Annotated in this window: 24 protein-coding genes; 15 read left to right on the top strand and 9 right to left on the bottom strand. The window is 57.2% G+C overall.

Features of this window, described 5'->3' with window-relative positions; genetic code table 11:
- The first annotated feature begins 11 nt into the window (after window positions 1-11).
- The 15 genes from HZB29_10855 to HZB29_10785 all read left to right on the top strand — a co-directional run bounded on the left by HZB29_10855 (window position 12) and on the right by HZB29_10785 (window position 15,047).
- Entirely contained in the window at window positions 12-362 is a 351-nt protein-coding gene (locus tag HZB29_10855; GenBank protein ID MBI5816092.1) for a PilZ domain-containing protein, read from the top strand.
- Window positions 363-899: 537 nt separating this feature from the next.
- Complete coding sequence (ffh, locus tag HZB29_10850) at window positions 900-2,234, top strand: signal recognition particle protein (GenBank protein ID MBI5816091.1); 1,335 nt, start codon at window positions 900-902, stop codon at window positions 2,232-2,234.
- Window positions 2,235-2,262: 28 nt separating this feature from the next.
- Complete coding sequence (gene rpsP / locus HZB29_10845; protein MBI5816090.1) at window positions 2,263-2,514, top strand: 30S ribosomal protein S16; 252 nt, start codon at window positions 2,263-2,265, stop codon at window positions 2,512-2,514.
- A 66-nt stretch (window positions 2,515-2,580) separates the two neighbouring features.
- On the top strand, window positions 2,581-2,811 hold the full coding sequence (locus tag HZB29_10840; GenBank protein MBI5816089.1) for a KH domain-containing protein: 231 nt from the start codon (window positions 2,581-2,583) through the stop codon (window positions 2,809-2,811).
- Between the two features lie 4 nt (window positions 2,812-2,815).
- Window positions 2,816-3,397, top strand: a complete 582-nt coding sequence (gene rimM, locus HZB29_10835) for a 16S rRNA processing protein RimM (GenBank protein MBI5816088.1) — start codon at window positions 2,816-2,818, stop codon at window positions 3,395-3,397.
- Window positions 3,394-4,131 (top strand): tRNA (guanosine(37)-N1)-methyltransferase TrmD, encoded by a 738-nt coding sequence (trmD, locus tag HZB29_10830; protein MBI5816087.1) that lies wholly within the window; start codon window positions 3,394-3,396, stop codon window positions 4,129-4,131. The genes rimM and trmD overlap by 4 nt, the downstream gene beginning before the upstream one ends.
- Complete coding sequence (locus HZB29_10825; protein ID MBI5816086.1) at window positions 4,085-4,714, top strand: RNA methyltransferase; 630 nt, start codon at window positions 4,085-4,087, stop codon at window positions 4,712-4,714. Before trmD ends, HZB29_10825 begins: the two co-directional genes overlap by 47 nt.
- 22 nt (window positions 4,715-4,736) lie before the next feature.
- Window positions 4,737-5,078 carry a 50S ribosomal protein L19 gene (gene rplS / locus HZB29_10820; GenBank protein MBI5816085.1) on the top strand — a complete coding sequence of 114 codons (342 nt, stop codon included), beginning with the start codon at window positions 4,737-4,739 and terminating at the stop codon, window positions 5,076-5,078.
- Between the two features lie 215 nt (window positions 5,079-5,293).
- On the top strand, window positions 5,294-8,713 hold the full coding sequence (locus HZB29_10815; protein ID MBI5816084.1) for an AsmA-like C-terminal domain-containing protein: 3,420 nt from the start codon (window positions 5,294-5,296) through the stop codon (window positions 8,711-8,713).
- 31 nt (window positions 8,714-8,744) lie between these two features.
- Entirely contained in the window at window positions 8,745-9,386 is a 642-nt protein-coding gene (locus HZB29_10810) for a class I SAM-dependent methyltransferase (GenBank protein ID MBI5816083.1), read from the top strand.
- A gap of 34 nt (window positions 9,387-9,420) precedes the next feature.
- Window positions 9,421-10,254 carry a DUF3108 domain-containing protein gene (locus HZB29_10805; GenBank protein ID MBI5816082.1) on the top strand — a complete coding sequence of 278 codons (834 nt, stop codon included), beginning with the start codon at window positions 9,421-9,423 and terminating at the stop codon, window positions 10,252-10,254.
- On the top strand, window positions 10,251-11,942 hold the full coding sequence (locus HZB29_10800; protein MBI5816081.1) for an NAD+ synthase: 1,692 nt from the start codon (window positions 10,251-10,253) through the stop codon (window positions 11,940-11,942). The genes HZB29_10805 and HZB29_10800 overlap by 4 nt, the downstream gene beginning before the upstream one ends.
- Before the next feature lie 34 nt (window positions 11,943-11,976).
- Window positions 11,977-12,519 (top strand): arginine decarboxylase, pyruvoyl-dependent, encoded by a 543-nt coding sequence (locus HZB29_10795; GenBank protein ID MBI5816080.1) that lies wholly within the window; start codon window positions 11,977-11,979, stop codon window positions 12,517-12,519.
- A 469-nt stretch (window positions 12,520-12,988) separates the two neighbouring features.
- Window positions 12,989-13,657 carry a response regulator transcription factor gene (locus tag HZB29_10790; protein ID MBI5816079.1) on the top strand — a complete coding sequence of 223 codons (669 nt, stop codon included), beginning with the start codon at window positions 12,989-12,991 and terminating at the stop codon, window positions 13,655-13,657.
- On the top strand, window positions 13,644-15,047 hold the full coding sequence (locus HZB29_10785) for a sensor histidine kinase (protein ID MBI5816078.1): 1,404 nt from the start codon (window positions 13,644-13,646) through the stop codon (window positions 15,045-15,047). The genes HZB29_10790 and HZB29_10785 overlap by 14 nt, the downstream gene beginning before the upstream one ends.
- 3 nt (window positions 15,048-15,050) lie before the next feature.
- On the opposite strand, the gene HZB29_10780 is transcribed toward HZB29_10785, so the two are convergent.
- The 9 genes from HZB29_10780 to HZB29_10740 form a co-directional block, all read right to left on the bottom strand.
- Complete coding sequence (locus tag HZB29_10780) at window positions 15,051-15,440, bottom strand: CBS domain-containing protein (GenBank protein MBI5816077.1); 390 nt, start codon at window positions 15,438-15,440, stop codon at window positions 15,051-15,053.
- Between the two features lie 66 nt (window positions 15,441-15,506).
- Window positions 15,507-17,249, bottom strand: a complete 1,743-nt coding sequence (locus tag HZB29_10775) for an FAD-dependent oxidoreductase (GenBank protein MBI5816076.1) — start codon at window positions 17,247-17,249, stop codon at window positions 15,507-15,509.
- Window positions 17,250-17,391: 142 nt separating this feature from the next.
- On the bottom strand, window positions 17,392-18,672 hold the full coding sequence (locus HZB29_10770) for a c-type cytochrome (protein MBI5816075.1): 1,281 nt from the start codon (window positions 18,670-18,672) through the stop codon (window positions 17,392-17,394).
- 16 nt (window positions 18,673-18,688) lie between these two features.
- A complete protein-coding gene (locus tag HZB29_10765; GenBank protein MBI5816074.1) occupies window positions 18,689-19,492 on the bottom strand; it encodes a hypothetical protein in 804 nt (267 codons plus the stop codon).
- Between the two features lie 64 nt (window positions 19,493-19,556).
- Window positions 19,557-20,360, bottom strand: a complete 804-nt coding sequence (locus HZB29_10760) for a cytochrome b N-terminal domain-containing protein (protein ID MBI5816073.1) — start codon at window positions 20,358-20,360, stop codon at window positions 19,557-19,559.
- Window positions 20,361-20,392: 32 nt separating this feature from the next.
- Window positions 20,393-20,983: a Rieske 2Fe-2S domain-containing protein gene (locus HZB29_10755; GenBank protein ID MBI5816072.1), complete on the bottom strand. Its 591-nt coding sequence runs from the start codon at window positions 20,981-20,983 to the stop codon at window positions 20,393-20,395.
- A gap of 204 nt (window positions 20,984-21,187) precedes the next feature.
- The gene (locus tag HZB29_10750) at window positions 21,188-21,811 is read right to left on the bottom strand and encodes a pyridoxamine 5'-phosphate oxidase family protein (protein ID MBI5816071.1); all 624 of its coding nucleotides are present in this window, start codon (window positions 21,809-21,811) and stop codon (window positions 21,188-21,190) included.
- A gap of 108 nt (window positions 21,812-21,919) precedes the next feature.
- Window positions 21,920-22,300, bottom strand: coding sequence for a GxxExxY protein (locus tag HZB29_10745; protein ID MBI5816070.1), 381 nt, complete (start codon window positions 22,298-22,300; stop codon window positions 21,920-21,922).
- A gap of 182 nt (window positions 22,301-22,482) precedes the next feature.
- Complete coding sequence (locus tag HZB29_10740; GenBank protein MBI5816069.1) at window positions 22,483-23,166, bottom strand: hypothetical protein; 684 nt, start codon at window positions 23,164-23,166, stop codon at window positions 22,483-22,485.
- Window positions 23,167-23,185 lie beyond the last annotated feature (19 nt).

The raw sequence follows: 23,185 nt of genomic DNA, 5'->3' as shown, positions 1-23,185 counted from the left end.
GAGATTTCCAGATGACCAGCGGTGAAGATTCACGGCGCTACCCACGGGTGAAACATTTGTACCTTGCCGCTTATGATATATACGGCGCGCTTGGGGAAGTGGCCGAATCGTCCATCGGCAGGACGCTGGACATTTCGATGGGAGGCATGCGCCTTGAGACCACAAAACCGCTCCCGCTGCTTTCAAAGGTGAACATCACCCTGGCCGCCGGGGATGAGATGGTGGAAGTTGAGGGTGAAGTGGTGCACCTGAACAAAAAAGGGACCGGCAGGATCGAGACCGGGGTGGAATTCGTCAACCTTTCCCATCAGGCCAAGGAACACATCAGAATAATCCTGGCGGCCAACCAGCATCAGGGCTAGGCGGCGAAACCTGAATTGTCACCACAGAAGCAGTGAGTCTTGTCATCCCGGAAGCCGTCTCCGGCTATCCGGGATCAGAACTTCCCCCTTTTTATGCTTCGCCGTGGCCGCCCCGGGCTGTTGCCCAAAAGGGAAAACACACGAAACGAACGCTGTCCGGGGTGTTCTTCACCCCGGACTCTTTTTTTATACGAGCATTACGCACTCGACTTTGGGACATCGGGGTGAAGAACACCCCGATGAGCATTTGGCAACAGCCCGAGGCGGCCACGGGGAAGCTGGTTGTGACGCTGTGCATGTAATTAACTTAGGCGCCCGGCGGGGTGTTGAGCCGGAGGCGCCACCCCGCCTTCCTGGCACGCCACATGGAGTCCGGGGTGAAGAACACCCCGGACAGCGCAAAATCCGTCCCTTGGCCCCGATGCCATTTTTTCTTCAACCCGAGATAGACTTTCTTGATATCACGTTATATACTAAACGATTCTGGAAAGCCTTAACTGGCGAAATGAGCAACTATTTTACCGGATATACGACTGGATGCTTGAGGGTCTAAGCGAGCGGTTCGAGGGGGTGGTAAAACGCCTCCGCGGCATGCACAAGCTCACCGAGGAGAACGTCTCCGAGGCGATGCGTGAAGTTCGCATGGCGCTCCTTGAGGCGGACGTGAACATAAACGTCGTCAAGGACTTCATCGCGGACGTGCGCACGGCCGCCCTTGGCTCGCAGACCGCCGCGGGGCTCACCCCCGGCCAGCATCTGATAAAGCTCGTCCACGAACGGCTCATCGAGCTTCTGGGGGGCAAGACCGAAGAGATAAAATACACCGAGCGCGGCCCGACCATCATATTGATGACCGGCCTGCAGGGCTCCGGCAAGACCACCACCACCATCAAGCTTGCGTTGAAGATCGCCAGGCAGGGATACAGGCCGATGGTGGTGTCCGCCGACGTGTACCGCCCCGCCGCCATGGACCAGCTCAAAGTGCTGGCCGAAAGTTCCGGGGTGCCTGTCGCCCCCTCCTCCCCCACCACCCCTCCCATAGAAATATGCCGCCAGGCCCTTGTGATGGCCCAGAGGGACAATTACAACGTGGTGCTGGTGGACACGGCGGGACGGCTGCACATAGACGACGTGATGATGGCGGAGCTTGACGGGATAAAAAACCTGTTAAAGCCATCCGAAATACTTTTCGTGGCCGATTCGATGACCGGGCAGGACGCGGTGAACGTGGCGCAGACGTTCAACCAGCGCATCGGGATGACCGGCGTTGTGCTCACCAAGCTTGACGGCGACACGCGCGGCGGCGCCGCCCTTTCGATAAAAAAGGTGACCGGGGCGCCGATAAAGTTCATCGGAACCGGCGAAAAGGTGGACCAGTTCGAGCCTTTCCATCCGGACAGGCTCGCCGGGCGCATCCTGGGCATGGGGGACGTTCTAAGCCTTATCGAGAAGGCGCAGGAGAATATCGACCAGAAAAAGGCCGAGACCCAGGCGATGAAGATGCTTTCGGCGTCATTCGACCTGAACGACTTTTTAGAGCAGCTCCAGATGATCAAGAAGATGGGGCCGATGGAGCAGCTTTTGAAAATGATTCCGGGCGTTGGCGGGGCGATGAAGGACATCAACTTCGACCCGTCGGAAATCACCCGGGTGGAGGCTATAATAAACTCCATGACGAAGAAGGAAAGATCGAATCCCGGCATAATAAACACGTCGCGCAAGCGGCGTATCGCCGGTGGGAGCGGGACGGACATGATGGAGATCAACCGCCTGCTCAAGAACTTCCAGAAATCAAAGAAGATGATGAAGAGCCTTGGCAGGTTCACCGGCAAGAAGGCCGGAATGAACCCGTTTGCCGGGCTTGGCATGTAACTTAAATCGGGACTATTAGGAGAAAGGAATGTCTGTTATTTTAAGATTGAAGCGGATGGGAGCCAGGAAAAAGCCATTCTACAGGATCGTCGCCACGGATTCGCGCAATCCCCGGGACGGCAAATTTCTGGAGACCGTCGGCCATTACGACCCCAACAAGGCGGCTGGCGCGCAGGCGGATTTCAACAAGGAACGGCTCGACCACTGGCTCAAGGCCGGCGCGGCGGTTTCCGACACCGTGAAAAGCCTTATTAAAAAACAGGCCGCGGCCAAGCAGTAACGCCTGTTTTTACCGGCCTGCCCGCATTTGGCTTGCGGGAGGCCATTACAAGTGGAGGTCATGGACATGAAAGCGCTTATTGAACACGTGGCGCAGGCGCTGGTGGATCATCCCGAGCAGGTTTCCGTGGCCGAGGAAGAGGCTGACGACACGACGTCCATCAAGCTTAGCGTCGCTCCGGACGACCTGGGCAAGGTGATCGGACGGCGCGGCAGGACCGCCTCGGCGATGAGGACAATCCTTGCGGCCACCGCCGCCAGGAAGAACGTCCGGGCCGTGCTGGAGATATTGGAATAAGCCTTTGGCCCGCGAATCAGGACATCGTCCGCCCCGGCAAGCCGAAAGCTCCGGTGCGGACGGCTCCGCCAGCGGCCTTTTGATCGCCGTCGGCAGGATCGGAAAGCCCCACGGCGTGCATGGCGAGTTAAAGCTGTATCCTTTCTTCCCGGAGGCCGTTTCGGGCCTATCGGGCAATTGCGTTTCCATCGCCGATGAACATGGCTCATCCCCCCCCCTTTCCCTTGTGCTTGAATCGGCCAGGGGCTCCGGCGGCCCGATGCTGGTGAAATTCGCCGGGGTGAACTCGCCGGAAGCGGCGCGCCATTTGGTCAACATGATGATAAAGACGCCACGATCCACAATGCCGGACCTTCCCGGCGGCGGCCATTACTACGAGGAGGTGATCGGCCTTCCGGTGTTCCGGCCTGACGGGGAGAAACTGGGCATACTTGCCGATTTTTTCGAGGCGGGTGAAAGGGACGTGTGGGTGGTGAAAAACGATTCCGGCCAGGAGCTTTTATTGCCGTGCATACCCGATGTGGTGAAGCAAGTGGATATGGAGAACGGCAGGATAGTGGCCGAGCCTATGGAGGAGATGGAGTGAGATTTGACATAGTCACGATCTTCCCCGGGATGTTCGCCGGCCCGCTGGACTCCTCCATCATCGGAAGGGCCAGGGATAGCGGCAAGATACAGGTGAACGTGCACGACCTGCGCGGCTGGACCACAGACAAGCACCGGATCACCGACGACTATCCATACGGCGGCGGGGCCGGGATGGTGATGAAGGTGGAGCCGTTCGCGGCCGCCGTGGCCCAGCTTAAAACATCGAACCCCGCCGCGAAGGTGATACTCATGTCCCCCGCCGGGACGGTCTTGCGCCATTCCCTTGCCATGGAGCTTTCAAGGCAGTCGGGTATAATTATCCTATGCGGACGGTATGAGGGGGTGGACGCGCGGGTGACCGGGCTTTTGTGCGACATGGAGGTGTCCATCGGCGATTACGTTCTCACCGGCGGCGAGATACCGGCCATGGCGCTGGTGGACTGCGTGGCCCGGCTCGTGCCGGGGGTGGTGGGGGAGGAACAGTCCACGGTCAAGGAGTCCCACGCCGGCAACCTGCTTGAATATCCGCAATACACCCGGCCTCCGGAGTTTGAGGGATTGAAGGTTCCGGAGATACTCCTTTCCGGCGACCATGCGAAAATAGAAAAATGGCGGCGCGAGCAGGCGATAATCAAGACCGCCAGGGTGCGCCCCGCCCTGCTGGACAAAGCGGGTCTTTCGGAGGATGAAATGCGGACAGCCCGCAAGGCGATGGAGGAAAAAGGTGAGTGAGCTTGAGAAAAGCCGGCTGATCGCCGAGAACCTGGCGGTGGCGCTGGTGCATCATCCCGTGTCCGACAAGCAAGGCAAAGAGGTGACAAGCTCGGTGACCACTATAGACGTCCACGATTTCGCCCGGACGTGCCGCACCTATGGAATCGCAAACCTTTATATAATAACCCCGTTGGCCACCCAGCGGCGGCTTGTGGAGCGCCTCTCCACCCACTGGATGGAAGGGTATGGCGCCGCTTATAACCCATCCCGCAAAGAAGCCCTGGGGTGCGTTAAAGTGGTTGACACAATTGATGATATGGTGGATAATTTTTCATTTCGCGGCGGCGCGGTGAAACTTGCGGCCACCGGGGCCAAAAGCTCCGGGCCGGTGATGGACTACGGCGCGGCGAGGGACTATTTAAGCCAGTGCGGGCGGGCGGCGCTTTTATTTGGCACCGGGCACGGGCTGGCAAAATCGGTGATGGACCGGGCGGACGTGCGGCTGGCCCCCATCGAAGGATTGAAAGACGGGTTTAACCACCTGCCCGTGCGGTGCGCGGCGGCCATAATAATGGACAGGCTGCTGGGTTCCCGGGCGTAAAGGATTTTTAAGGATTTTTGTCATGACCGCAATCGAGTTCGTTGAAAAGCAATACATGAAAGAAAGCATCCCCTCCTTTGCCATAGGGGACACTGTCCGTGTGCACACCAAGGTGGTGGAAGGCGAGAAAGAGCGCATCCAGATCGTGGAGGGCGTGGTGATAGCCAAGAAGCACAGCGGCGTGCGCGAATCGTTCACCGTGCGCAAGGTCTCTTCCGGGATCGGCGTGGAGAGGATTTTCCCGGTCCATTCCCCCCGGGTGGAAAAGATCGAGGTGGTCCGGTCCGGCAAGGTGCGCCGGGCGAAGCTTTATTACCTTCGCGACCTGAAGGGCAAGGCCGCCCGCCTGACGGAGCGTTTCTAAAGAGTCACATCCAGGCCGCCTGCCTGTTCACCGGGCCGGCGGCGATGGTTTCCAGCTGATAACAAAACAACCTCCGGCCCGGCCGCAAGATCGCCGGGGTGGAAAGGAGCGGGATGAATCCGGAATCTTCTGGACCGGAATTGCCTCCATCATCGCCTCCTCAATCCGATTTGAAGTCTTCCATCTTCCGTCATTGCCGTTTCAAGCGGCCGAAGGTGACGGCCAGCCTCATATATGTGCTGGCCATTTTCATCGCCATTTTCCACGTCGCGCCGTCCATCGTCACGGAAAAGCACGTCAGCGCCTTCATCAAGTCGTACATCGAAAGGAAACTGGAGGCGGACCTGAGTTTCGACCAGGTGAACTTCTCCGTCATCGGCGGGCCATCGCTAAACCTTGGCAACGTGCTCGTCTCCAAAAACGGCAAGCCTCTGCTTTCCGTAAAGCAGGCGCGCGGATCGCTTTCAGTCCTCAACGCACTCACGGGAACATTGTCGCTGGACGATCTGACGGTGGTAAGCCCCGTCGTCCGCGTTGTGCGCCTTGCGGACGGATCGTACAACGTGCCGTTGCTGAACAAATTGGACCCTTCGAAGAAACTGACCGTCCACGAGCTTATCAAGGGCTTTCTGGACATGTTCAAGTCGGTCTCCGTCACCAACGGAAGCATCCACTGGAAGGACTATCACATAGACAAAGAGCCGGTGGCGGCGGCCCTTGCCAAAGTCAACGTCTCCATGTCCCGGGAAGGGCGTCACGGCGGCGGCAAGATCGATGTGTCCGGGCTGATTCAGACAGGCGGCGTTCCGGCCTCCGTCCTTTTGTCCGGCGTGATGGAGGACATCCCGGACGGCCCCGGGCGGCTGACAGGGTTCTCCGGCAAGGTGTCGCTTACCAATTTTAACGCCGGCCGCTTCTGGCCCTACATAAGGCCCCACGTCCCTTTCCAGAAGATGAACGCCACGGTCTCGTGGAACGCAACGCTGGCCGGCAACATCGAGAAAGGGATAAAGTCCCGCGGCCGCGTTTCCATTTCCGGGGTGGACATACGCTACGCCCAGGCGTTTTCGGCCAACGTCAAGCCGAGGCAGACTGTGATCGTTTACGACGTGGAAGGGACGAACAAAAAGTTCAACCTTAAAAAGGCCGCCGTCACCATCGGCGGGCTGTCCGCCAATGTCCGGGGGACCATCGAGGGGATGGACACGGACAATCCGTCGCTGGACATCTCCGTGGACACGGCGCCCATGGAGGTGGCCGAACTGCGTGAATGGCTGCCGGACAACGCCCTTTCGCCACAGCAGTCCTCTTTCCTTTCCGCCAACCTTAAAAAGGGGGAGATACGCCTGGCCGGCCTTTCCTTCAAGGGGGACTTCGCCACGTTTGAGAACATGGGCACGCCGGAATCGCTGCGCCGGTTCTCAGGCTCCATGCTCGTGTCCGGAGCCAGGATCGAATTCCCGAAGCTTGCCAACGCGTTTGACGGCATCGAGGGAAAAGTCACCCTGGACGGGGACAAGCTGGCCGTTTCCGGCGTGCGCGGCAATTACGGCAAAAGCGCGCTGGCGGACGTTTCCGGGACGCTTGAAAACATCCACGGCTGGCCCACTTTCAACCTGCGCGCCAATGCGGCGGTGAACCTGGACGAAGCGGAGAAAATCATAGAGTCCCGCGCCGAATCGGAGGAGTTGAAGGATTTCCTGGCCCATACCGTTTTCACCGAAGGATCGGCCGGCGTGGACATGGCCGTCACGGGGGACACGAAGGACCTCGCCAAATCCATCGCCATGAAGGGAAAGATAACGCTGGACAACGTCACCATGGAAAGCGAGGCGGTGGGCCCGCCTGTCAAGGGGCTTTCCGGGGAGATCGAAGGGAACTTAAAGGAAATAAAGCTCAAGCGGCTCCGGTGGAAAATAGGCTCCTCCCCTTTCATCGTCTCCGGCACGGTGAAGGACGCGCTAAAGGACAATCCCTATTTCGACATGAACCTCACCGGCCGGGCGGCCTTCGAGGACATGAACCGGATCAGGTTCATCGCCACCCAGCGCACATACCACCAGACCGGCGAGGCTAACGTCTCCATCGCCGCCAAAGGTGGATTCAACGATATCTCCTTAAGTTCCACGCTGGACATGACCGGCGCGCACTACCGCCTGCTGGACGTCATCGAAAAACCGCAAGGGACGCGCAATGTGTACACATTCACAGGCTCGGTGACCGGGCGTGAAAAACTGAACATAGACAGGCTTCTTGTGGACATAGGCGAGTCTCGCATCGTGGTGACGGGGAAGATCGGCCAGTTGCCGCAAGGCCAGGGGATGGACCTTTCGTTTGAGACCGACGGCGCCATGCTCGACGACCTGGACCGATATTTCCTCTTCTTCGACGACGTGAAAGGGAGCGGCCTTGTCACAGGCAAGCTGGGAATATACAGCGTGGCCGGGGACAAGCCGGTGAAACTTGCCGGGGGACTTCGTGTGGAGAACGCCAGCTTCAAGCTTCCGATCCTCGAAGGGATTTTCAACGGATGCAACGGGGAGTTCGAGTTCTTAGCGAACAAGTTTTTCCTCAAGAACGGCTCCGGGAAGTTCAACAAGGCTGGCTTCACCATCTCCGCCCAGGGGATTGTCGCCAAAAGGCCGGAGTTCATCCTGAACATAGCGGCAAACGGGCTCAACCTTTACGACCTGTTCGGCGAACCTTCGGGAGAAGGAGAACCGGCGCCAAAAACAGCCCCGCCACCCCTCACGGACGCCACCCCCACCCCGGACTGGATATGGACCATAAACACCGCCTCCAGCGCCGGTACCATAGGGATGATCCATTACACCGACTTAAGCGCCCGTATGCGCTATGAACGGGAGGTGTTCAAGGTGGAGCCGCTCATGTTCTCCGCCCACGGGGGGCAGTGGCGGTGGACCTCGGACATAGCCATTCCCAGCGGCAAGCCCGGGATAAGTTTCACAAGCTCCGCGCAGATAAACGACCTGGACAGCGGAAGGTTCCTGCAGGAGGCCTTCGGCCACGAGAAGATCATAGATTCGCGGATCAACCTGAAGGGGGACATCGCCGGCGGGGGTGAACGGTGGCAGGACATCAAGAAATCGTTTTCCGGCTGGGTGGAGGCCAAAAGCGGGCCGGGTGTGATCAAAAGGTTCGATCTTCTGTCGAAAATTTTCTCTTTGCTTAATGTGCTTCAATATTTTAAACTTAAGTGGCCTGACATGGCGGCGGAAGGGATGCCCTACCACGGCATCATGGCGGATTTCGCCGTGAAGTCCGGCGTCGCCACCACGAAGGGCCTTATGGTGGAATCGGACGCCATGCGCATATCCGCCGTTGGGGACTATGACATAGGGCGCAACACGGTGGACTTGCAGGTGGGCGTGATGCCGCTTGTGACGGTGGACAAGGTAATAAGCTCAATACCCCTGGCCGGATATGTGCTGACGGGGGAGAAAAAAGGGTTTCTGGCGGCGTATTTCGAGGTGACAGGGCCTCTGGGAGACCCGGAGGTGGAGGCGATCCCGTTCGAGTCGCTCGCATCGGGCATCGCAAACGTTTTCAAGCGGCTTTTCGAGCTTCCGATGGAAGCTGTGCGGGCGTTGGAAGGATCCAACGGCAAACGTTGACCGTCAGGTCATTCTTTATAACGAGGGGTTGATGGAATACGAAAGCATCAAGAAGATTTACAAGAGCTACTCATCGGTTTACGACCTGCTGTTCAAGGGTTTCTTCCACCCCCGCCAGAAGTTCGCCATAAGCAACCTTGAGATACAACCGGGGGACAATGTGCTGGACGTGGGGGTGGGCACGGGGCTTACGCTTCCGCTGTATCCGCATAACAGCCACGTCACCGGGATAGACATATCCACCCACATGCTGCGCGAAGCCCGCAAGAAGGTGGAAAAACACGGTTTAAACCACGTAAAACTCCTTGAAATGGACGCTTGCGACCTCCAGTTTCCGGACAATACGTTCGATTTCGTAGTGGCCACGCATATCATCAGCGTCGTGCCGGATCCGTTCCGGGTGATCGAGGAAATGCGCCGTGTCACCAAGCCGGACGGGGAGATCGTCATCGTCAACCATTTCGTTTCGTCCAATCCCATGATAGCCAAGGTCGAAAACATGTGCGATCCTCTCTTCCGCAAGCTTGGGTGGCGGATGGACATGTCGCTGGAAGACCTTATCACCACGTCCAACCTCCGGGTGTTCAAGACCGCCAAGCTCAAGAAGCTCGACCTTTGGCAGGTCGTCCATGCCTATTCCAACAAATACCCGGCCCACGCAGCCAGCCAGTAACGGCCCGGGGGTTTTTACAACGCGCTTTTTGCCCGTGACGCTGGCGATTTGCGCCCTCACTCTATACATATTCTCCGCAAACGCCGGGGCCATGGCCGATGCCGCCCCGCGCATCCCCTTCTCCCCCGGCGAACGGTTCACCTACGACGTCACATGGATGGGGATACTCGGTGGCGAGGCGTCACTTTCCATCAACGATAAAACAGGCTCCGGCGGCAGGCTGTATTCCATTGACCTTCTGGCCCGGTCCGTCGGCTGGGTCCGCTCACTTTACAAGGTGGACGACCAGTCGTCTTCCATTTTCGACGTGGACAACATGCGCAGCAACGGGGTGGACATACGCATATCCGAAGGCAATTACAGGAAACGCAAGGTGATCGAATTCGACCACGCGAAAAGCGTGGCCAGGTACAGCGTGGACGGGGAGGAGCCGAAGGAATACAAAATAGACCCCGCCACGTTCGACTCGTTTTCCGTGATGTACGCGTTCCGCGCGATGAAGGACAAGATCAAGGTGGGCCAGACGCTTGAAATCCCCGTGTTCGACGACAGGAAAAAATACGAGCTGAAGATTCAGGCGGTGCGCAAGGAGCGTATCCGTATCCGGCAGGGGCTGGTGGACACCATAGTGGTGGAGCCGCAGCTTAAGACCGAGGGGATATTCCAGCGGCGCGGCAAGATGACCATCTGGTTCTCCGACGACAACGCCTTCGCCCCCGTGATGATGAAGTCGAAGATCATTTTCGGCGCGTTCTACGCCACCTTGCGGGACTATTCCGGGGCGCGGATAGACATCGTCCCGGAGCAGGCCGGCGAAAAAGGCGCCACGGCCGGGACAACTCCCGCCGAGGCGGGCGGCAAACCATGAGCAACCCCTTCCGCCTGGCGTTGGCCCAGATAAATCCCACCGTGGGGGACCTGCGCGGCAACGGCGAGATCATCCGCAAATGCATCCGGATGGGCAAGGAGGCCGGAGCGGACCTGGTGGTGTTCCCGGAGCTTTCGGTGTGCGGATATCCGCCGGAGGACCTTCTTATGCGCCGCTCGTTCATCACCCGGTGCGAAGAATACGTGCGTGAACTGGCAAAGGAGGCCACGGGGATAGCGGCGGTGGTGGGATCACCGGTGTTCCACGATGGCGCGCCGATGAACGCCGCCTGCATTCTCGGCGACGGCAAATGGCGCGGCTCGGTCTACAAGACTGAACTGCCAAACTACGGAGTATTCGACGAGAGGCGCTACTTCACCCACGGGGCCAACGGCCAACTGCTGGTGACAGGGGGCCACGGCGTGGGCATATCCATATGCGAGGACATATGGGTGGAAAACGATATCGTGACATCCCAGGCCGCGGACGGGGCGAGCCTGCTTGTGAACATATCCGGCTCGCCATACAGGAGCGGCGTGCTGTCAAAACGCAAAGAGCATGTGGAAAGGCTGGTCAGAAAGACCGGCCTGCCTTTCGCCTATCTTAACCAGGCGGGGGGGCAGGACGAACTTGTGTTCGACGGGCGTTCGTTCATCCTCGGGCCGGACGGCGCCATCCTTGCCGAAGCGGCGGCGTTCGACGAGGATTTCCTTGTTTACGATTTTGACCTGACCGCGAATAATTCCGGATACCAAAGAAGCGTTGTCCAGGTGACGTCTTCATCCGCCGCAAGACAGCCGTTAAAGGAAACAAGGCGCCGCGTCATCGAAAACGAGGACGAGGAGATTTACAAGGCGCTCACCATGGGAGTGCGCGATTACGTCTCCAAGAACGGATTTACGGACGTGGTGATAGCCCTCTCCGGCGGGATAGACTCGGCGCTGACGGCGGCCATCGCCGTGGACGCATTGGGGCCTGCGCGGGCCCACGGCGTGTCGCTCCCCTCCCCTTTCTCGTCCGAAGGCTCGGTAAAGGACGCAAACGAGCTTGCGGCAAACCTTGGAGTCGGCATGGTCTCCATCCCCATCGGCGGGATAATGACGGCGTACGACGAGGCGCTGCGCGAAACGTTCACGGGGCGAGGCAAGGACGCCACCGAGGAGAACATACAGGCCAGGATTCGCGGGGCGCTTTGCATGGCGCTTTCCAACAAGTTCGGATGGCTTCTGCTCACCACCGGGAACAAGAGCGAGACCGCCGTGGGATACTGCACGCTGTATGGCGACATGGCCGGCGGGCTGGCCGTTATAAAGGACGTTTTCAAGACGCGGGTGTACTCGCTGGCCAGGTGGCGCAACGATTCGGCGGGGCACGGCGTCATCCCCGGCGCCACCATCGAAAAAGAGCCCTCCGCCGAGCTTCGACCCGGCCAGAAGGACACCGACAGCCTGCCCCCATACGATATTCTCGACGCCGTGCTCGCCGAGTACATCGAGCGCGACAAGACTATTGATGAGATCGTGAATTTGGGTTACAGTAAGCAACTCGTTGAGAAGATTGTCCGCATGGTGGACCTCAACGAGTATAAAAGACGGCAGGGACCGGTTGGAGTAAAGATCACATCCAAAGCGTTTGGACGGGACAGGCGGATTCCAATCACCTGCAGGTTTATTGACCAGCGGCCTTGACCGGCCGGCTTGATTTAGGAGAGCGTGGGAGAAGATGAATCTCGTCCCCAAAAAACTGTTTTTCACGAACGGAGTCGGCACGCATAAAGAGGAGCTTCGCTCGTTCGAGCTGGCGCTTCGCGACGCGGGAATCGAAAAGTGCAACCTTGTGTACGTTTCGTCCATCCTGCCGCCAAACTGCAAGATCATCTCCCGCAGGGAAGGTGAAAAGCTTCTCGATCCCGGCGCCATCACCTTCTGCGTCATGGCCCGGTGCGGCAGCAACGAGCCGCACAGGCTGGTGTCGTCGTCCGTCGGCTGCGCCATCCCCACGGACAAGAACAGCTACGGCTATTTGAGCGAGCACCACGGCTATGGCCAGAACGACAAGCAGGCGGGGGACTACGCCGAGGACCTGGCGGCGGCCATGCTCGCCTCCACGCTTGGCGTGGAGTTTGACGAGAGCGCAAGCTGGGACCACAAGAAAGAGGTGTTCAAGATATCCAACCGGATAGTCAACACGCGCAACATCACCCAAAGCGCCATCGTGAAGAGCGGATACACCACGGTGGTGGCGGCGGCTATTTTCCTTTTCTGAAAAGAATATAACCACAGAGGCACACAGCCACAGAGAAGATAAATATTCTCTGTGGAACAATGGCTCTGTGGTTATTTTTTTCATAACCACTAATACACGCAAGCAAAAGAGGCAAAAGTTCTTCCCCTCCGCGCCTCTGCTCCTCTGTGGTGGAAATTCTTGATCTTCGCTCTTGCGAGCCTGCCCATCATCCCTGATTGAAACTTCCGCGCACAAAAAAAACCGCGGCGACGGCTGCTTTTTCAATGGGGGGTGAACAGGCATGTTAAGCGGGTATGCGCCACCCCCCGCCCCCAAAAACAGACCATCCGCCGCGGTCAAAAACAAATCCGCGCAAGACGATGCTCCGAATATACATCCCGTTCCTTACAGGCCGCTTACTGCCATCCAATTATTTCCATCGCCCGCCATAAGCCTTGAGAGTAAGATATGAAATCGTTTATCACCTTTTTCGAAAGGACGTTCCGGCATGAGATTACTTATCGTGGAGGACGACCCGGTGCTGCGCAACGGGCTGGACAGGTCGTTCCGGCAGACAGGCCACAAGGTGGACTGCGTGGAAGACGGGCATGATGCGGACGCCGCCCTCACCACACAGGTTTACGACGCGGTGATCCTCGACCTGGGCCTGCCGGGAATGGACGGGCTTGAGATATTGAAACGATTGCGCGGCCGCAAGTCCCCCACCCCGGTGCTTGTGCTCACAGCCAGGGACACAGTGGCCCAGCGCGTGGCCGGGCTTGATATGGGAGCGGACGATTACCTGACAAAACCTTTCGATCTTTCGGAGCTGGAGGCGCGGGTGCGCTCGCTTGTCCGCAGGTCCAAGGCCTCCGGAGCCGATTTTATCCAGGTTGGCGCCCTTAAGATTGACGTGGCCGGCAAAAGGGCCATGGTCGGGGAGATAGCGCTGGACCTTTCGTCCCGCGAACTGGGTGTGCTCGAGGCGCTGGCCTCCATGGCCGGCAGGATTATGGACAAGGAACGGCTCGCCGCCAGGCTTTGCGGCATGGGGGAGGAAATCGGCTCCAACGCCATAGAGGTCTATGTGCACAGGGTAAGAAAAAAGCTGGAGCCTTATGGTGTGAACATCCGCACCGTCAGGGGATTGGGCTACCTTCTGGATGGCGGGAAATAAGCGGCGCGGCGGACTTTCGCTTCGCCACAACCTCCTGCGCTGGCTCATCCCGCCGATGATCATCATCGTCACCGCCAGCGGAGCGCTGTCGTATTATATCGCGCTGCGGTATGTGGACATCACTTCAGACCGCTACCTGCTCAACACCGCCCTGGCCGTCGCAAGCCAGGTAAAGGTAATAAACGGCAAAATTACGTTGGACCTCCCCCATCCAGCCATGGAAATGCTGTTGTGGGACCAGTACGACAAGGTGGTGTACAAGGTCACGGACGGGAAAGGAAAGCATGTGTCCGGCGCCGCAGGGCTTGGTCCTGCCGCCTGGAGCGGCGGCAGGGACAAAAAGCAGTTTTATTACGGCGATTACCGGGGGGAGCCTGTGCGCGTGGCCGCCCTTTTCACCCAGCCGCAAGGGGCCGGGAAAGCGGACGGGATGGTGACCGTGCAAATCGCGGAGACGCTGAACAAACGCCAGATCGTCGCCGGGGAAATACTGGCGGGCGTATTCATCCCTCAATTGCTGCTGGTGGCCATCACAGCGGTGCTTGCCTGGCGCGGCGTAAGCCACGGCCTGGGCCCTGTGGACGATATACGCAATGAAGTCGCCAGCCGCTCATGGAATGACTTAAGCCCGCTCAAGGAAGAAAAGGCCCCGGTGGAAGTGGCCCCGTTGCTGGAAGCTATTAACGGGCTTCTCAAACGCAACGAGGACGCCCTTGCGGCGCGCCACAGGTTCATATCCAACGCCGCCCACCAGTTGCGCACACCGCTGGCCGGCATCAAGACCCAGACGGAGCTTGCCTTGCGCCAGTCCGTTACCCCGGAGACAGCCGATTCGCTCAATCAAATCAAGCTTGCCGTGGAGCGCCTGATACACGTCACAAACCAGCTCCTTTCGCTGGCCAGGGTGGAGCCGCAGGAAAACATCCCCCCCTCTTTCGCGGTATTCGATATGGGCGCCGCCGCCATGCAGACCACCTCCCATTGGGCCGCCAGGGCGCTGGACAAGGGGATAGACGTGGGTTTCGATCAGGACGATGGGCCGCTTATGGTAAACGGCGACAAGGGGCTGATAAGGGAGATGCTCGACAACCTTGTGGACAACGCAATACGCTACATCCAGCCATCAGGCGTGGTGACAGTTAAAGTGAGGAAGAAAGAAGGTTGCGTGGCGTTGTGCGTGGAGGACAACGGGCGGGGGATCCCGGAAAGCGAACGGGAGCGTGTGTTCGAGCGGTTTTACAGGATGCCCGAATCTACGGCGCCCGGATGCGGCCTTGGGCTTGCCATTGTGCGGCAGATCGCCGACATGCACGGGGCGCAGGTCAATGTCCGGAACAACATTCCGTCCGGCGCCATATTCGAGGTGGAGTTCCCCGCGGCGGGGAAATGACCGCTACCAGCCTTCGCCGTCCACAAACTCCGGATGGATCAGGTCGCGCACGGAGATGACCCCCACCACTTCACCATTCTCCTCCACCGCAAGATGGCGGATGTGCTGGCTGTCCATGAACTCCGCCGCTTCGTACAGTTTCTTGGAGGAGTCTATCGTCTTCAACGGCGCGCTCATCACGTCCGTGGCGTAAAGCTTCGCGGCGTCCACCCCGGCGGCCATCACCTTGCGCACAAGGTCCGTCTCGGTGATTATCCCCGCTATCTTGCCGTCCTTTTGAACCAGCAGGCTTCCGATCCTTTTTTCCGCCATGATTTTCGCGACGGCAAGGACCGTTGAGGAGCTTTCAACCTTGGATATCTCAACGGCCATCCTGTCTTTTACTGTTAGCATAAACCCCTCACTTGCGCTAGTTGAATCATACAAGCTCCACACCGGACGCCAACCATGGCGCGGCCGTCAGACCTTCGCCCTTTCAGCCATCCCTTTGTAACAGGAGAAAGTGATAGAGTCCGTCGGGCACACCGCCTTGCAGAATCCGCAGCGTATGCACCTGCTCTTGTCTATCTGGATGCCTGTGACCCCCTGCTCTTTAAGCCCGATCCCCTCGTTGAGCCAGCGCTGATGCTCAAGCTCCGTGAGCGGAGTGATGGACAGGCAGTACTGCGGGCACACGTCCACGCAGTTGGCGCACATGATGCACGACTCCGGGATGTACGTCCACAGGTAGTTGCACTGGAAACACCGGCTCGCCTCCGCTTCCGCCTGTTCTTTGGTCAGCCCGGTCTCCACCTCTTTCCAGGTGGTCACCCGCTGGCGGATCGGTATTGTGCCGCTGGACTTGCGCGTGATGTCGTCGTAGTGATAGCTTTTGTCCGAAGGCTCGTCCGCGTCCTCGATAACGTAATTGTCCCGGTTCTTTTTGGCGTATTCCGCCGGTTCGCCCCGCAGGTACGTGTCAATGGACACGGCGGCGTGATGCCCCTCGGCGATGACCTTTATGGCGTGCTGGGTCCCTGTTATAAAATCCCCCACGGCGAATATGCCGGGGATGTTCGTCATCCAGCTCTTCTCGTCCACAACGATGGAGCCCCAGTTGCTCATCCTGATGCCGTTCATGCCGTTGAGGCAGTCCGTCTCCGGCGCCTGGGAGACCGCCGGGGCCACGATATCGCACTCCATCACAAACTCGGAACCTTCGATCTGCACCGGTTTGCGCCTGCCGCTCTTGTCCGGCTCGCCCAGCTTGTTCTTTATAAGCTTAAGGCCAGACACGTTCTTGCCGTCCTTTGAAACGACCTCCACCGGGGCCACCAGGTAGTGGAAATGGACCCCCTCTTCCTCCGCCTCCACTATTTCAGACGGCACCACCGGGATCTCGTCCTTCGTGCGGCGGTAAACGATGTGCACCTCCTTGGCGCCCATGCGGATTGACGAGCGGGAAACGTCCATCGCCGTGAATCCGCCGCCCACCACCACCACAGTCTTGCCGGCAAGGGACATCGCCTCGCCATTGTTTATCTTGTACATGAACGTGGCGCCGTGATAAACGCCGGCCAATCCCTCGCCCGGAACGTTTAGCAGCGCCGCTTTCCAGGCCCCCGCGGCGATAAGCACCGCCTTGAACTCCTCCCGAAGCGCGTGGAGGGAAATATCCCTGCCGACCCGCACCCCGTATTTAATCTCCACCCCGGCGCTCTTTACGAACTCCGTCTCCTTGTCTATCACCTCGCGGGGGAGCCTGTAAGCCGGTATCCCATAGCGCAACATTCCTCCCGGATGCTTCTCCGCCTCGAACACCGTGACGCGATAGCCGAGCCGCGCCAGGTCATACGCCGCCGTCAGCCCGGCCGGGCCGGCCCCGATCACCGCTATCTTCTCTTTCGTGCAGTACGATTTTGCGGGAGGGATGAACTGGCTGTCCGAAAAATCCGTGGCGGCCCGCTTAAGCGCCCTTATCGAAACGGATGTGTCCAGCTTCTGCCGGTTGCACCCTGTTTCGCAAGGGTGCTGGCACACCCGGCCGCACACCGACGGAAACGGATTCGTCTCGCGGATCAGCGCGTGCGCCTGCGCGTATTTTCCTTTGGATATAAGATGAATGTATTCCTGCACGTCCGTATGGACCGGACAGTTGAACTGGCAGGGGATGTCCTCGTATGTCTTGGGATCGTACAAGAAATCGTAATATCGCTTTTCCATGACTGCTATGGAGCTCCCTTTGAAAAAGGCGGTTTTATAATCATTCCAGGCTTAAGATTAATTATAAAGACCGCCCCTCCATTTTATCAATCAAATTCGAAACATCGCGGGGGAACGGATATCCTCTCCCCCGCAACATTCTTTATTGCAACGTCTTCAGGTACGCTATCAGTTCACCTATCTGCTCGTCAGACAACGTGAACGTCGGCATGAACGACTTCTTGGTCACCGATTTCGGGTCCTTGAAGTGTTTCTGCATCCAGTCCTCGTGCCGCCTGTTGCCAACCTTGCTCAGGTCCGGGGCCAGTTTCCCCCCCTTGCCCTGCACCGTGTGGCAAACCCAGCAGTTATACTTGAGGAACAGCTTCTCGCCGGAGGAAAGTTTTGAGTATTCCTCCGGAGTGTACAGTCCGGCGATCTGCGCCTGCAACGATCCGCGCTTCTTCGCGTCCGCCCCTTCGGGCCGGTACCGGTATTTGACCGGGATGTTGCTCTCCTTCATCGAATGGACCCAGACAGTCATCTGGTGCGCCTGTTCCTTGGTCATCTCGAAGTTGGGCATTATCGTCTCTTCCACGCCATGGGCCGGATCGGCCGGGGACACTCTCTTCGGATCGAGGAAGTGCTCCAGCGTCCAGTTGTACTTGGTCTTTTCACCGGCCAGGTGCTTCATGTTATGGGTGGCCTCGAACTCATGCGCCGTGGACTCGCCGAAATTTGTAAGGTCCGGCGCAACCACTTCCCCCACCCCGTTGATGGTATGGCAGGAGACGCACTCGATCTGCAGGCCGTTCTGGCCGGAGGCGAAATTACGCCCCTCGAGGATCATTTCAGCCCCGGGCAGGTCCGTCCCCTTTTCCTTTAACTCCTCGTGACACTGCACGCAGGATGCCTGCACCATCGAGAACTTGCCGGTGGCGTACATCGGATGTTCCCAATGCTCGATATCCCTGGCATGGGCGTCTTCCAGATTGGTGCCCAACCCCTGACCCTGGTGGCAAATGGTGCAACCGACCTTGTTGAAATCGTGAATCACCATCCCGCTTTCACTGGTATGGGCGGCCGGATGATATTTATACGGCTGGGGTGCGTCCTTCATGTCCGGATTGTCCACCCCAAGGTGGCAGGTGACGCACCGGTCGGTCACCCCAAGCTCCCTGTTCCATATCTGGCGGATTTTGATGTCGAACTTGCCGATATCATGTTTTTTGGCCGGATCCTGCTCTTTGTCCACCAGCATTTTCACATACTGCCGCTGATACTTCTTCCACTCAGGCTCCATGTCCTTGAACGTGGTCATCCCGAAAAGGAACAGAAGCGACACGGAGAAAAGGGCGTAAAGCATGCTCTTGTCCCGCTTCCACAGGACAAGCACACCCGCAATGTTCGCTATAAGGATCAGAATGACTATGTTATTCATCATGTTCTCCCCTCCTCCGTTATATGTTGAAGTAAGGGGTTGTGACCACGTATTTAAACCCGAACACAAGCCGCAGAACCATTTTCACCACCACAGATAATGTCAACAATACATGCACCTGGATGAGGACATACCGGATCGGCCCCAGAACGTCCAGATACTCCTTCAACCTTGCGGCTATTTTGTTGGTTCCGGCCATCATGGCCACCAGGTAAGGCGCCACCATGCCGCCGCCAAAAAACAGGACAAGCCCAATGAATCCAATAATATTGGGGACGTTCGCCGTTCCCGCTTCCGAAACTTTAAGAGGCACCCCAGGATACGTCCAGTGCATTCCCCCGATAGGATAGTCTATCAGCGGCCAGTAAAACTCCCAGCTCGGGCCCCGGAACCATTGACCGATCAATATCAGGAAGAACCACAGGAAAAGCCCGAAAGAGAAAAACGAGACGGCAAATTTCCTGTTGAAAAAGCTGAATTTACCCTGTTCAGTTGGCGAAATGTCCACATATGGAATCAATACCAGCCCCACCAATATCTGGCCCGGCAGCAACACCCCGGCGATCCATGGATCGAAATAGACCAATAGCTCCTGCAACCCGATAAAATACCAGGGCGCCTTGGCCGGATTCGGCGTTTTCGCCCATGCCGCCTCTTCTTCCAATGGAGCGTCGAATATAAAGGAAACTCCCCAGAAGAATACCAGCACAAACAGAATACATAAGAAAACTATCCACACGAAGTACGGCCACGATGGCGTCCGTGGATAATCGGGTTTATTCGAAAGCATGTAGCCCGACTTGGCTATATTCAGGTCAGACATCTTTTTCCTTTCACCTGGGAAGTTGAGCCTGTTTCTACCTTAATTACAATATAATCAAATGAGTTCATAGGGGCCCGGAGAATCCGTCTTTCCGTACCCTCCAGAAATGGAACACCATAAGCCCTGAAGCGATCAGAGGCAGACCCACGCAATGCCACACATACGCACGGATCAGCGCGTTGGGCCCGATCCTCGTTCCGCCGATTATGGCGAACCTTATATCGTTATCAACCCTGATCCCCAGGAATTCGCTGAAAGGCCCTTCGTAACCGACCAATGGTGTGGCCGAAGCCATATTCGTCCCCACGGTCACCGCCCAGAATCCAAGCTGGTCCCAAGGCAACAGATAGCCCGTGAACGACAGTAAAAGCGTAAGCTTGAGCAATATAACACCCACCACCCAGTTAAACTGCCTTGGGGGTTTGTATGATCCTGTATAGAACACCCTGGCCATATGCACAATCACCGAAAAGACCATGGCATGGGCTGTCCACCGGTGCATGTTCCTCATGATCATTCCGTATGGGACCATGAACTTCAAGTCCTTCATGTCCGTGAAGGCCCTGTGCTCTTCCGGCACGTAATAGAACATCAGTATCACCCCCGTGAGGGTGAGCATAAGGAACAGGAACAGCGTGATGCCCCCCATGCACCAGGTGTATCCGAGCTTGAGCCCGTGGACACCCACCTTGGTAGGCAGGATGTGCATCACAAAGCTCGAGCGCATGACCGCCATGCGCTTTAACAGGCTGTCCGGATAGCCGGTGCGGAAAAAGGATTTCCATGCGTCGGTACTCTGGATGTAATCCGCCAGGATCTTTAACTTCCCTGGTTTCTGATCGCCTCCATGTCCAGGCGTTTGTGACATATAACTAACCTTCCTTCTTGAAATTCAAACGGTTAAGCCTTCAACTCAAGAAAATATGGAGCCTTGGCGATATCTTTTTTCTCTTCATCGGTCCAGCGGGGGAGCAACACCCCTTTTTTATACTGAAGCTCCGCCCTCTTGATCCCCAAAAGGCCGGTGGTCACTATCATAGAGCCGTCCGGCGCGATGGAGAGTTTCGCCCTGAAAAGGGGCAACGGAGCCGGGCCCGCCACAACCTCCCCCTGGGTGTTATAGTTGGAGCCGTGGCACGGGCATTTGAACCTCTGCTCGCCCGGGAACCAGTTTGGGGTGCAGCCCAGGTGGGTGCACACCGCCACCATAACGTAAATGCCGTTGGTGTTCCTCATTATCCACACCCGCTGGGATTTCTTGAACCGCTCGTCCACGATGGTCTCGTTCGGGTTGGCCGGTTTCACGAAATCGGACGGTTTGCCCGCGTTGAAAGTGGTCTGCGGCTCATAAAGCACGCCCGGATAAAAATACTTGGCGAAAGCCGCCCCAGCGCCGGCCAGGAAAAGGCCAAGCGAAGACCAGCCGGTGATTAAAAAGAATTTCCTCCGCGACGGGGCGTCACCCGGCGCGCCGGACACTTCCTCGGCCATGTTTTTCTCCCCTATGGTTCACTACTGCGCGAAAAATCAGGTTGGTTTTCTGATTCCCGGAATTGTTCTGCCCAAAAAAGGCAGGGCTATTTATAGCATAGATAAAAATGTATGGCAAACTAATTTTTAGAATCCTTATTTTCATGAAAATCCCGTTTATTTACCAGCTTTAAGCCTTCACAACTTGCGCTAAATTAAACACATTTACGAGTCCACGGCCCCCCCCTTTTCAAACGTTCTCCTCATCTCTTCCGCCGTTTTTTTGTCAATCTCCCCGCCACGTTGTTCCAGTTTTTCGATAAGTCCCCGCCGCGCTTCTTCAGGCAGGTTCTGGCCAAACTTGCTTTTCATCGTGATTTCAACCGGCTCTATCTTGAATACCGCTGTTTCAACAAGCGCTTTGGCGTACAAAGGATCCCCGGCCTGTATCTTTACATGCCCTCCTTCCGGCTGGTGTTTTTCCATCAACGCCTGGGCGCCCCGCGCTTTTTCTTCCATGTTTTCCACCACAGACCCTGTCCCGCGGATATGCGCCGATTTGTAATAAATGGAAGCAGGGCAGGCGTAACTTTGCGACCGCCAGTATGATGGAACATACGAATACGCCGCATACGCCGAAAAGCAGACCTTCGGCATGGCTTTTAGAAGGGTATATTTCTCCCCTTCCGTGGCGCCGTGGAAATATATGGCGCCGTCCATCCACGCAAAGTTCACCGGGACAACCCTGGGCCACCCCGCCGCGTCCACAATCCCCAACTGGCCGTCCCGCGCCATGTCCAGAACGGCGGCAAGTTCATCGGGGTCGCCTTCAAAATCAGTCCGTCTCATGTTCAATATTCTTTCAATTAAGATTTTGATTCACCACAGAGGCACGGAGGCACAGAGGAGGAAAATGAAAAGAGCGCTATTCATTGCAAATCGTAAAATCCTCTATTTTCACAAGATCATCCTTTTCACACCGTTTTTCATCAAGGCCACGTGGAAGTTTAAAATCAATCCAACTTTTATATTGGACAGTTTCAGGTAGGTGAGAAGTTGCGCCTCGTGAATTGGAAGGATGTTTTCAACGCACTTTAGTTCAACAATGACATTGCCGTCAACAATGATATCAAGCTTGTAGCCGCAGTCCAACTTGATGTCCTTATATTCCATAGGCAGATGTTTCTGCCTTTCAAATGGGATTTTCCGCATGCTCAATTCATAGCAAAGGCATTCTTCATACGCTGATTCCAACAATCCGGGGCCAAGACACCGGTGAATCTCAATTGCGCACGATATTATCGTTTCCGTCAGGTCAGAGCATGGATTCATTGTCATAAGTTTGCTCCCAACCAAAACCCCATAGGCGCAGAGATACAAAGAATGTAATGACGCTATTTTGCGGTTTTGTCCTCGCCGGATCAAGCATCTGTATTTTATCTCGAAAGCCGCTGAGGATTGAAAAAGTGAATTTCTTTAACTCTGTGCCTCTGTGCCTCTGTGGTTTGATTCTCATTTTTTCACTTCCGGTTTGTCCCCTGCCTCACAAACATCTTCCTGAACTCCTTTACCTCTTCCGGGGCAAACGTATCCTTCTCCCGTTCCATCTCCCGGGCGATCAGCCCCGCTTCGTCCGTGACGGAACCGCTTAGATCCGAAAAAGCTTGCAGTATCGCGCCAAAATCCCCCAGGATCACCCCTTCGTGGACTTGAATGGCAGAAGCGGGCGAGTCCAGCGGGAGCGCTCCCCTTGCAAAATATACGTCATAGTCCACTCTTGTGGCGCCCTTCCCTTCTCCCGGCCCGGTCTTTATCACCAAGGCGCCGGTCCCCGATATTTTCAGCCCGATCCCCATGCCGGACCGGATGAAAAAGTTGAACTTTAACAGCGTCACCTCTTCGGATGTGTGGATCACCGTGAATACATACGACGCGCCGGAGGCGGCCTTGAGCGTCCATGCGCCGCTATCCTCGTCCTTTTCCAGTGTGGCGGAACGGCCGTATTCCCCCATGAGCCTAGCGCAAAGGGATGGGTGTTTCATCAGATACCGGGTGGTCCTTAAATCGGCCCCGGCCTCCGCGTCCCGGATCATTTGAGGGGGGAAGCCCAAGGCTATCGCCAGTTTCTTGTCCTTTGCCGGTATGGCCTTGCGTGGGAATGAAATGGGCGCAGGCTCGTCCGCCGCGCCGCTTTCGGCGCCCATGGCGGGGAGCCCCGCCGCC

This window comes from Nitrospinota bacterium (assembly GCA_016235255.1).
Classification (GTDB): Bacteria; Nitrospinota_A; UBA7883; order UBA7883; family JACRLM01; genus JACRLM01.
The sequence above is the reverse complement of the archived record's forward strand: the minus strand, read 5'-3'. Positions and strand labels throughout refer to the sequence as shown.

Coding starts and splice junctions, on each gene's coding strand:
- HZB29_10755 (MBI5816072.1), bottom strand. CDS start 20,983: ATGGCCGAGGAAGTGTCCGGCGCGCCGGGTGACGCCCCGTCGCGGAGG.
- HZB29_10745 (MBI5816070.1), bottom strand. CDS start 22,300: ATGACAATGAATCCATGCTCTGACCTGACGGAAACGATAATATCGTGC.
- HZB29_10795 (MBI5816080.1), top strand. CDS start 11,977: ATGAATCTCGTCCCCAAAAAACTGTTTTTCACGAACGGAGTCGGCACG.
- HZB29_10780 (MBI5816077.1), bottom strand. CDS start 15,440: ATGCTAACAGTAAAAGACAGGATGGCCGTTGAGATATCCAAGGTTGAA.
- HZB29_10825 (MBI5816086.1), top strand. CDS start 4,085: ATGAAATGCGGACAGCCCGCAAGGCGATGGAGGAAAAAGGTGAGTGAG.
- HZB29_10800 (MBI5816081.1), top strand. CDS start 10,251: ATGAGCAACCCCTTCCGCCTGGCGTTGGCCCAGATAAATCCCACCGTG.
- HZB29_10775 (MBI5816076.1), bottom strand. CDS start 17,249: ATGGAAAAGCGATATTACGATTTCTTGTACGATCCCAAGACATACGAG.
- HZB29_10770 (MBI5816075.1), bottom strand. CDS start 18,672: ATGATGAATAACATAGTCATTCTGATCCTTATAGCGAACATTGCGGGT.
- HZB29_10765 (MBI5816074.1), bottom strand. CDS start 19,492: ATGTCTGACCTGAATATAGCCAAGTCGGGCTACATGCTTTCGAATAAA.
- HZB29_10810 (MBI5816083.1), top strand. CDS start 8,745: ATGGAATACGAAAGCATCAAGAAGATTTACAAGAGCTACTCATCGGTT.
- HZB29_10840 (MBI5816089.1), top strand. CDS start 2,581: ATGAAAGCGCTTATTGAACACGTGGCGCAGGCGCTGGTGGATCATCCC.
- ffh (MBI5816091.1), top strand. CDS start 900: ATGCTTGAGGGTCTAAGCGAGCGGTTCGAGGGGGTGGTAAAACGCCTC.
- HZB29_10855 (MBI5816092.1), top strand. CDS start 12: ATGACCAGCGGTGAAGATTCACGGCGCTACCCACGGGTGAAACATTTG.
- HZB29_10740 (MBI5816069.1), bottom strand. CDS start 23,166: ATGGGCGCCGAAAGCGGCGCGGCGGACGAGCCTGCGCCCATTTCATTC.
- rpsP (MBI5816090.1), top strand. CDS start 2,263: ATGTCTGTTATTTTAAGATTGAAGCGGATGGGAGCCAGGAAAAAGCCA.
- HZB29_10790 (MBI5816079.1), top strand. CDS start 12,989: ATGAGATTACTTATCGTGGAGGACGACCCGGTGCTGCGCAACGGGCTG.
- HZB29_10785 (MBI5816078.1), top strand. CDS start 13,644: ATGGCGGGAAATAAGCGGCGCGGCGGACTTTCGCTTCGCCACAACCTC.
- rplS (MBI5816085.1), top strand. CDS start 4,737: ATGACCGCAATCGAGTTCGTTGAAAAGCAATACATGAAAGAAAGCATC.
- HZB29_10760 (MBI5816073.1), bottom strand. CDS start 20,360: ATGTCACAAACGCCTGGACATGGAGGCGATCAGAAACCAGGGAAGTTA.
- HZB29_10750 (MBI5816071.1), bottom strand. CDS start 21,811: ATGAGACGGACTGATTTTGAAGGCGACCCCGATGAACTTGCCGCCGTT.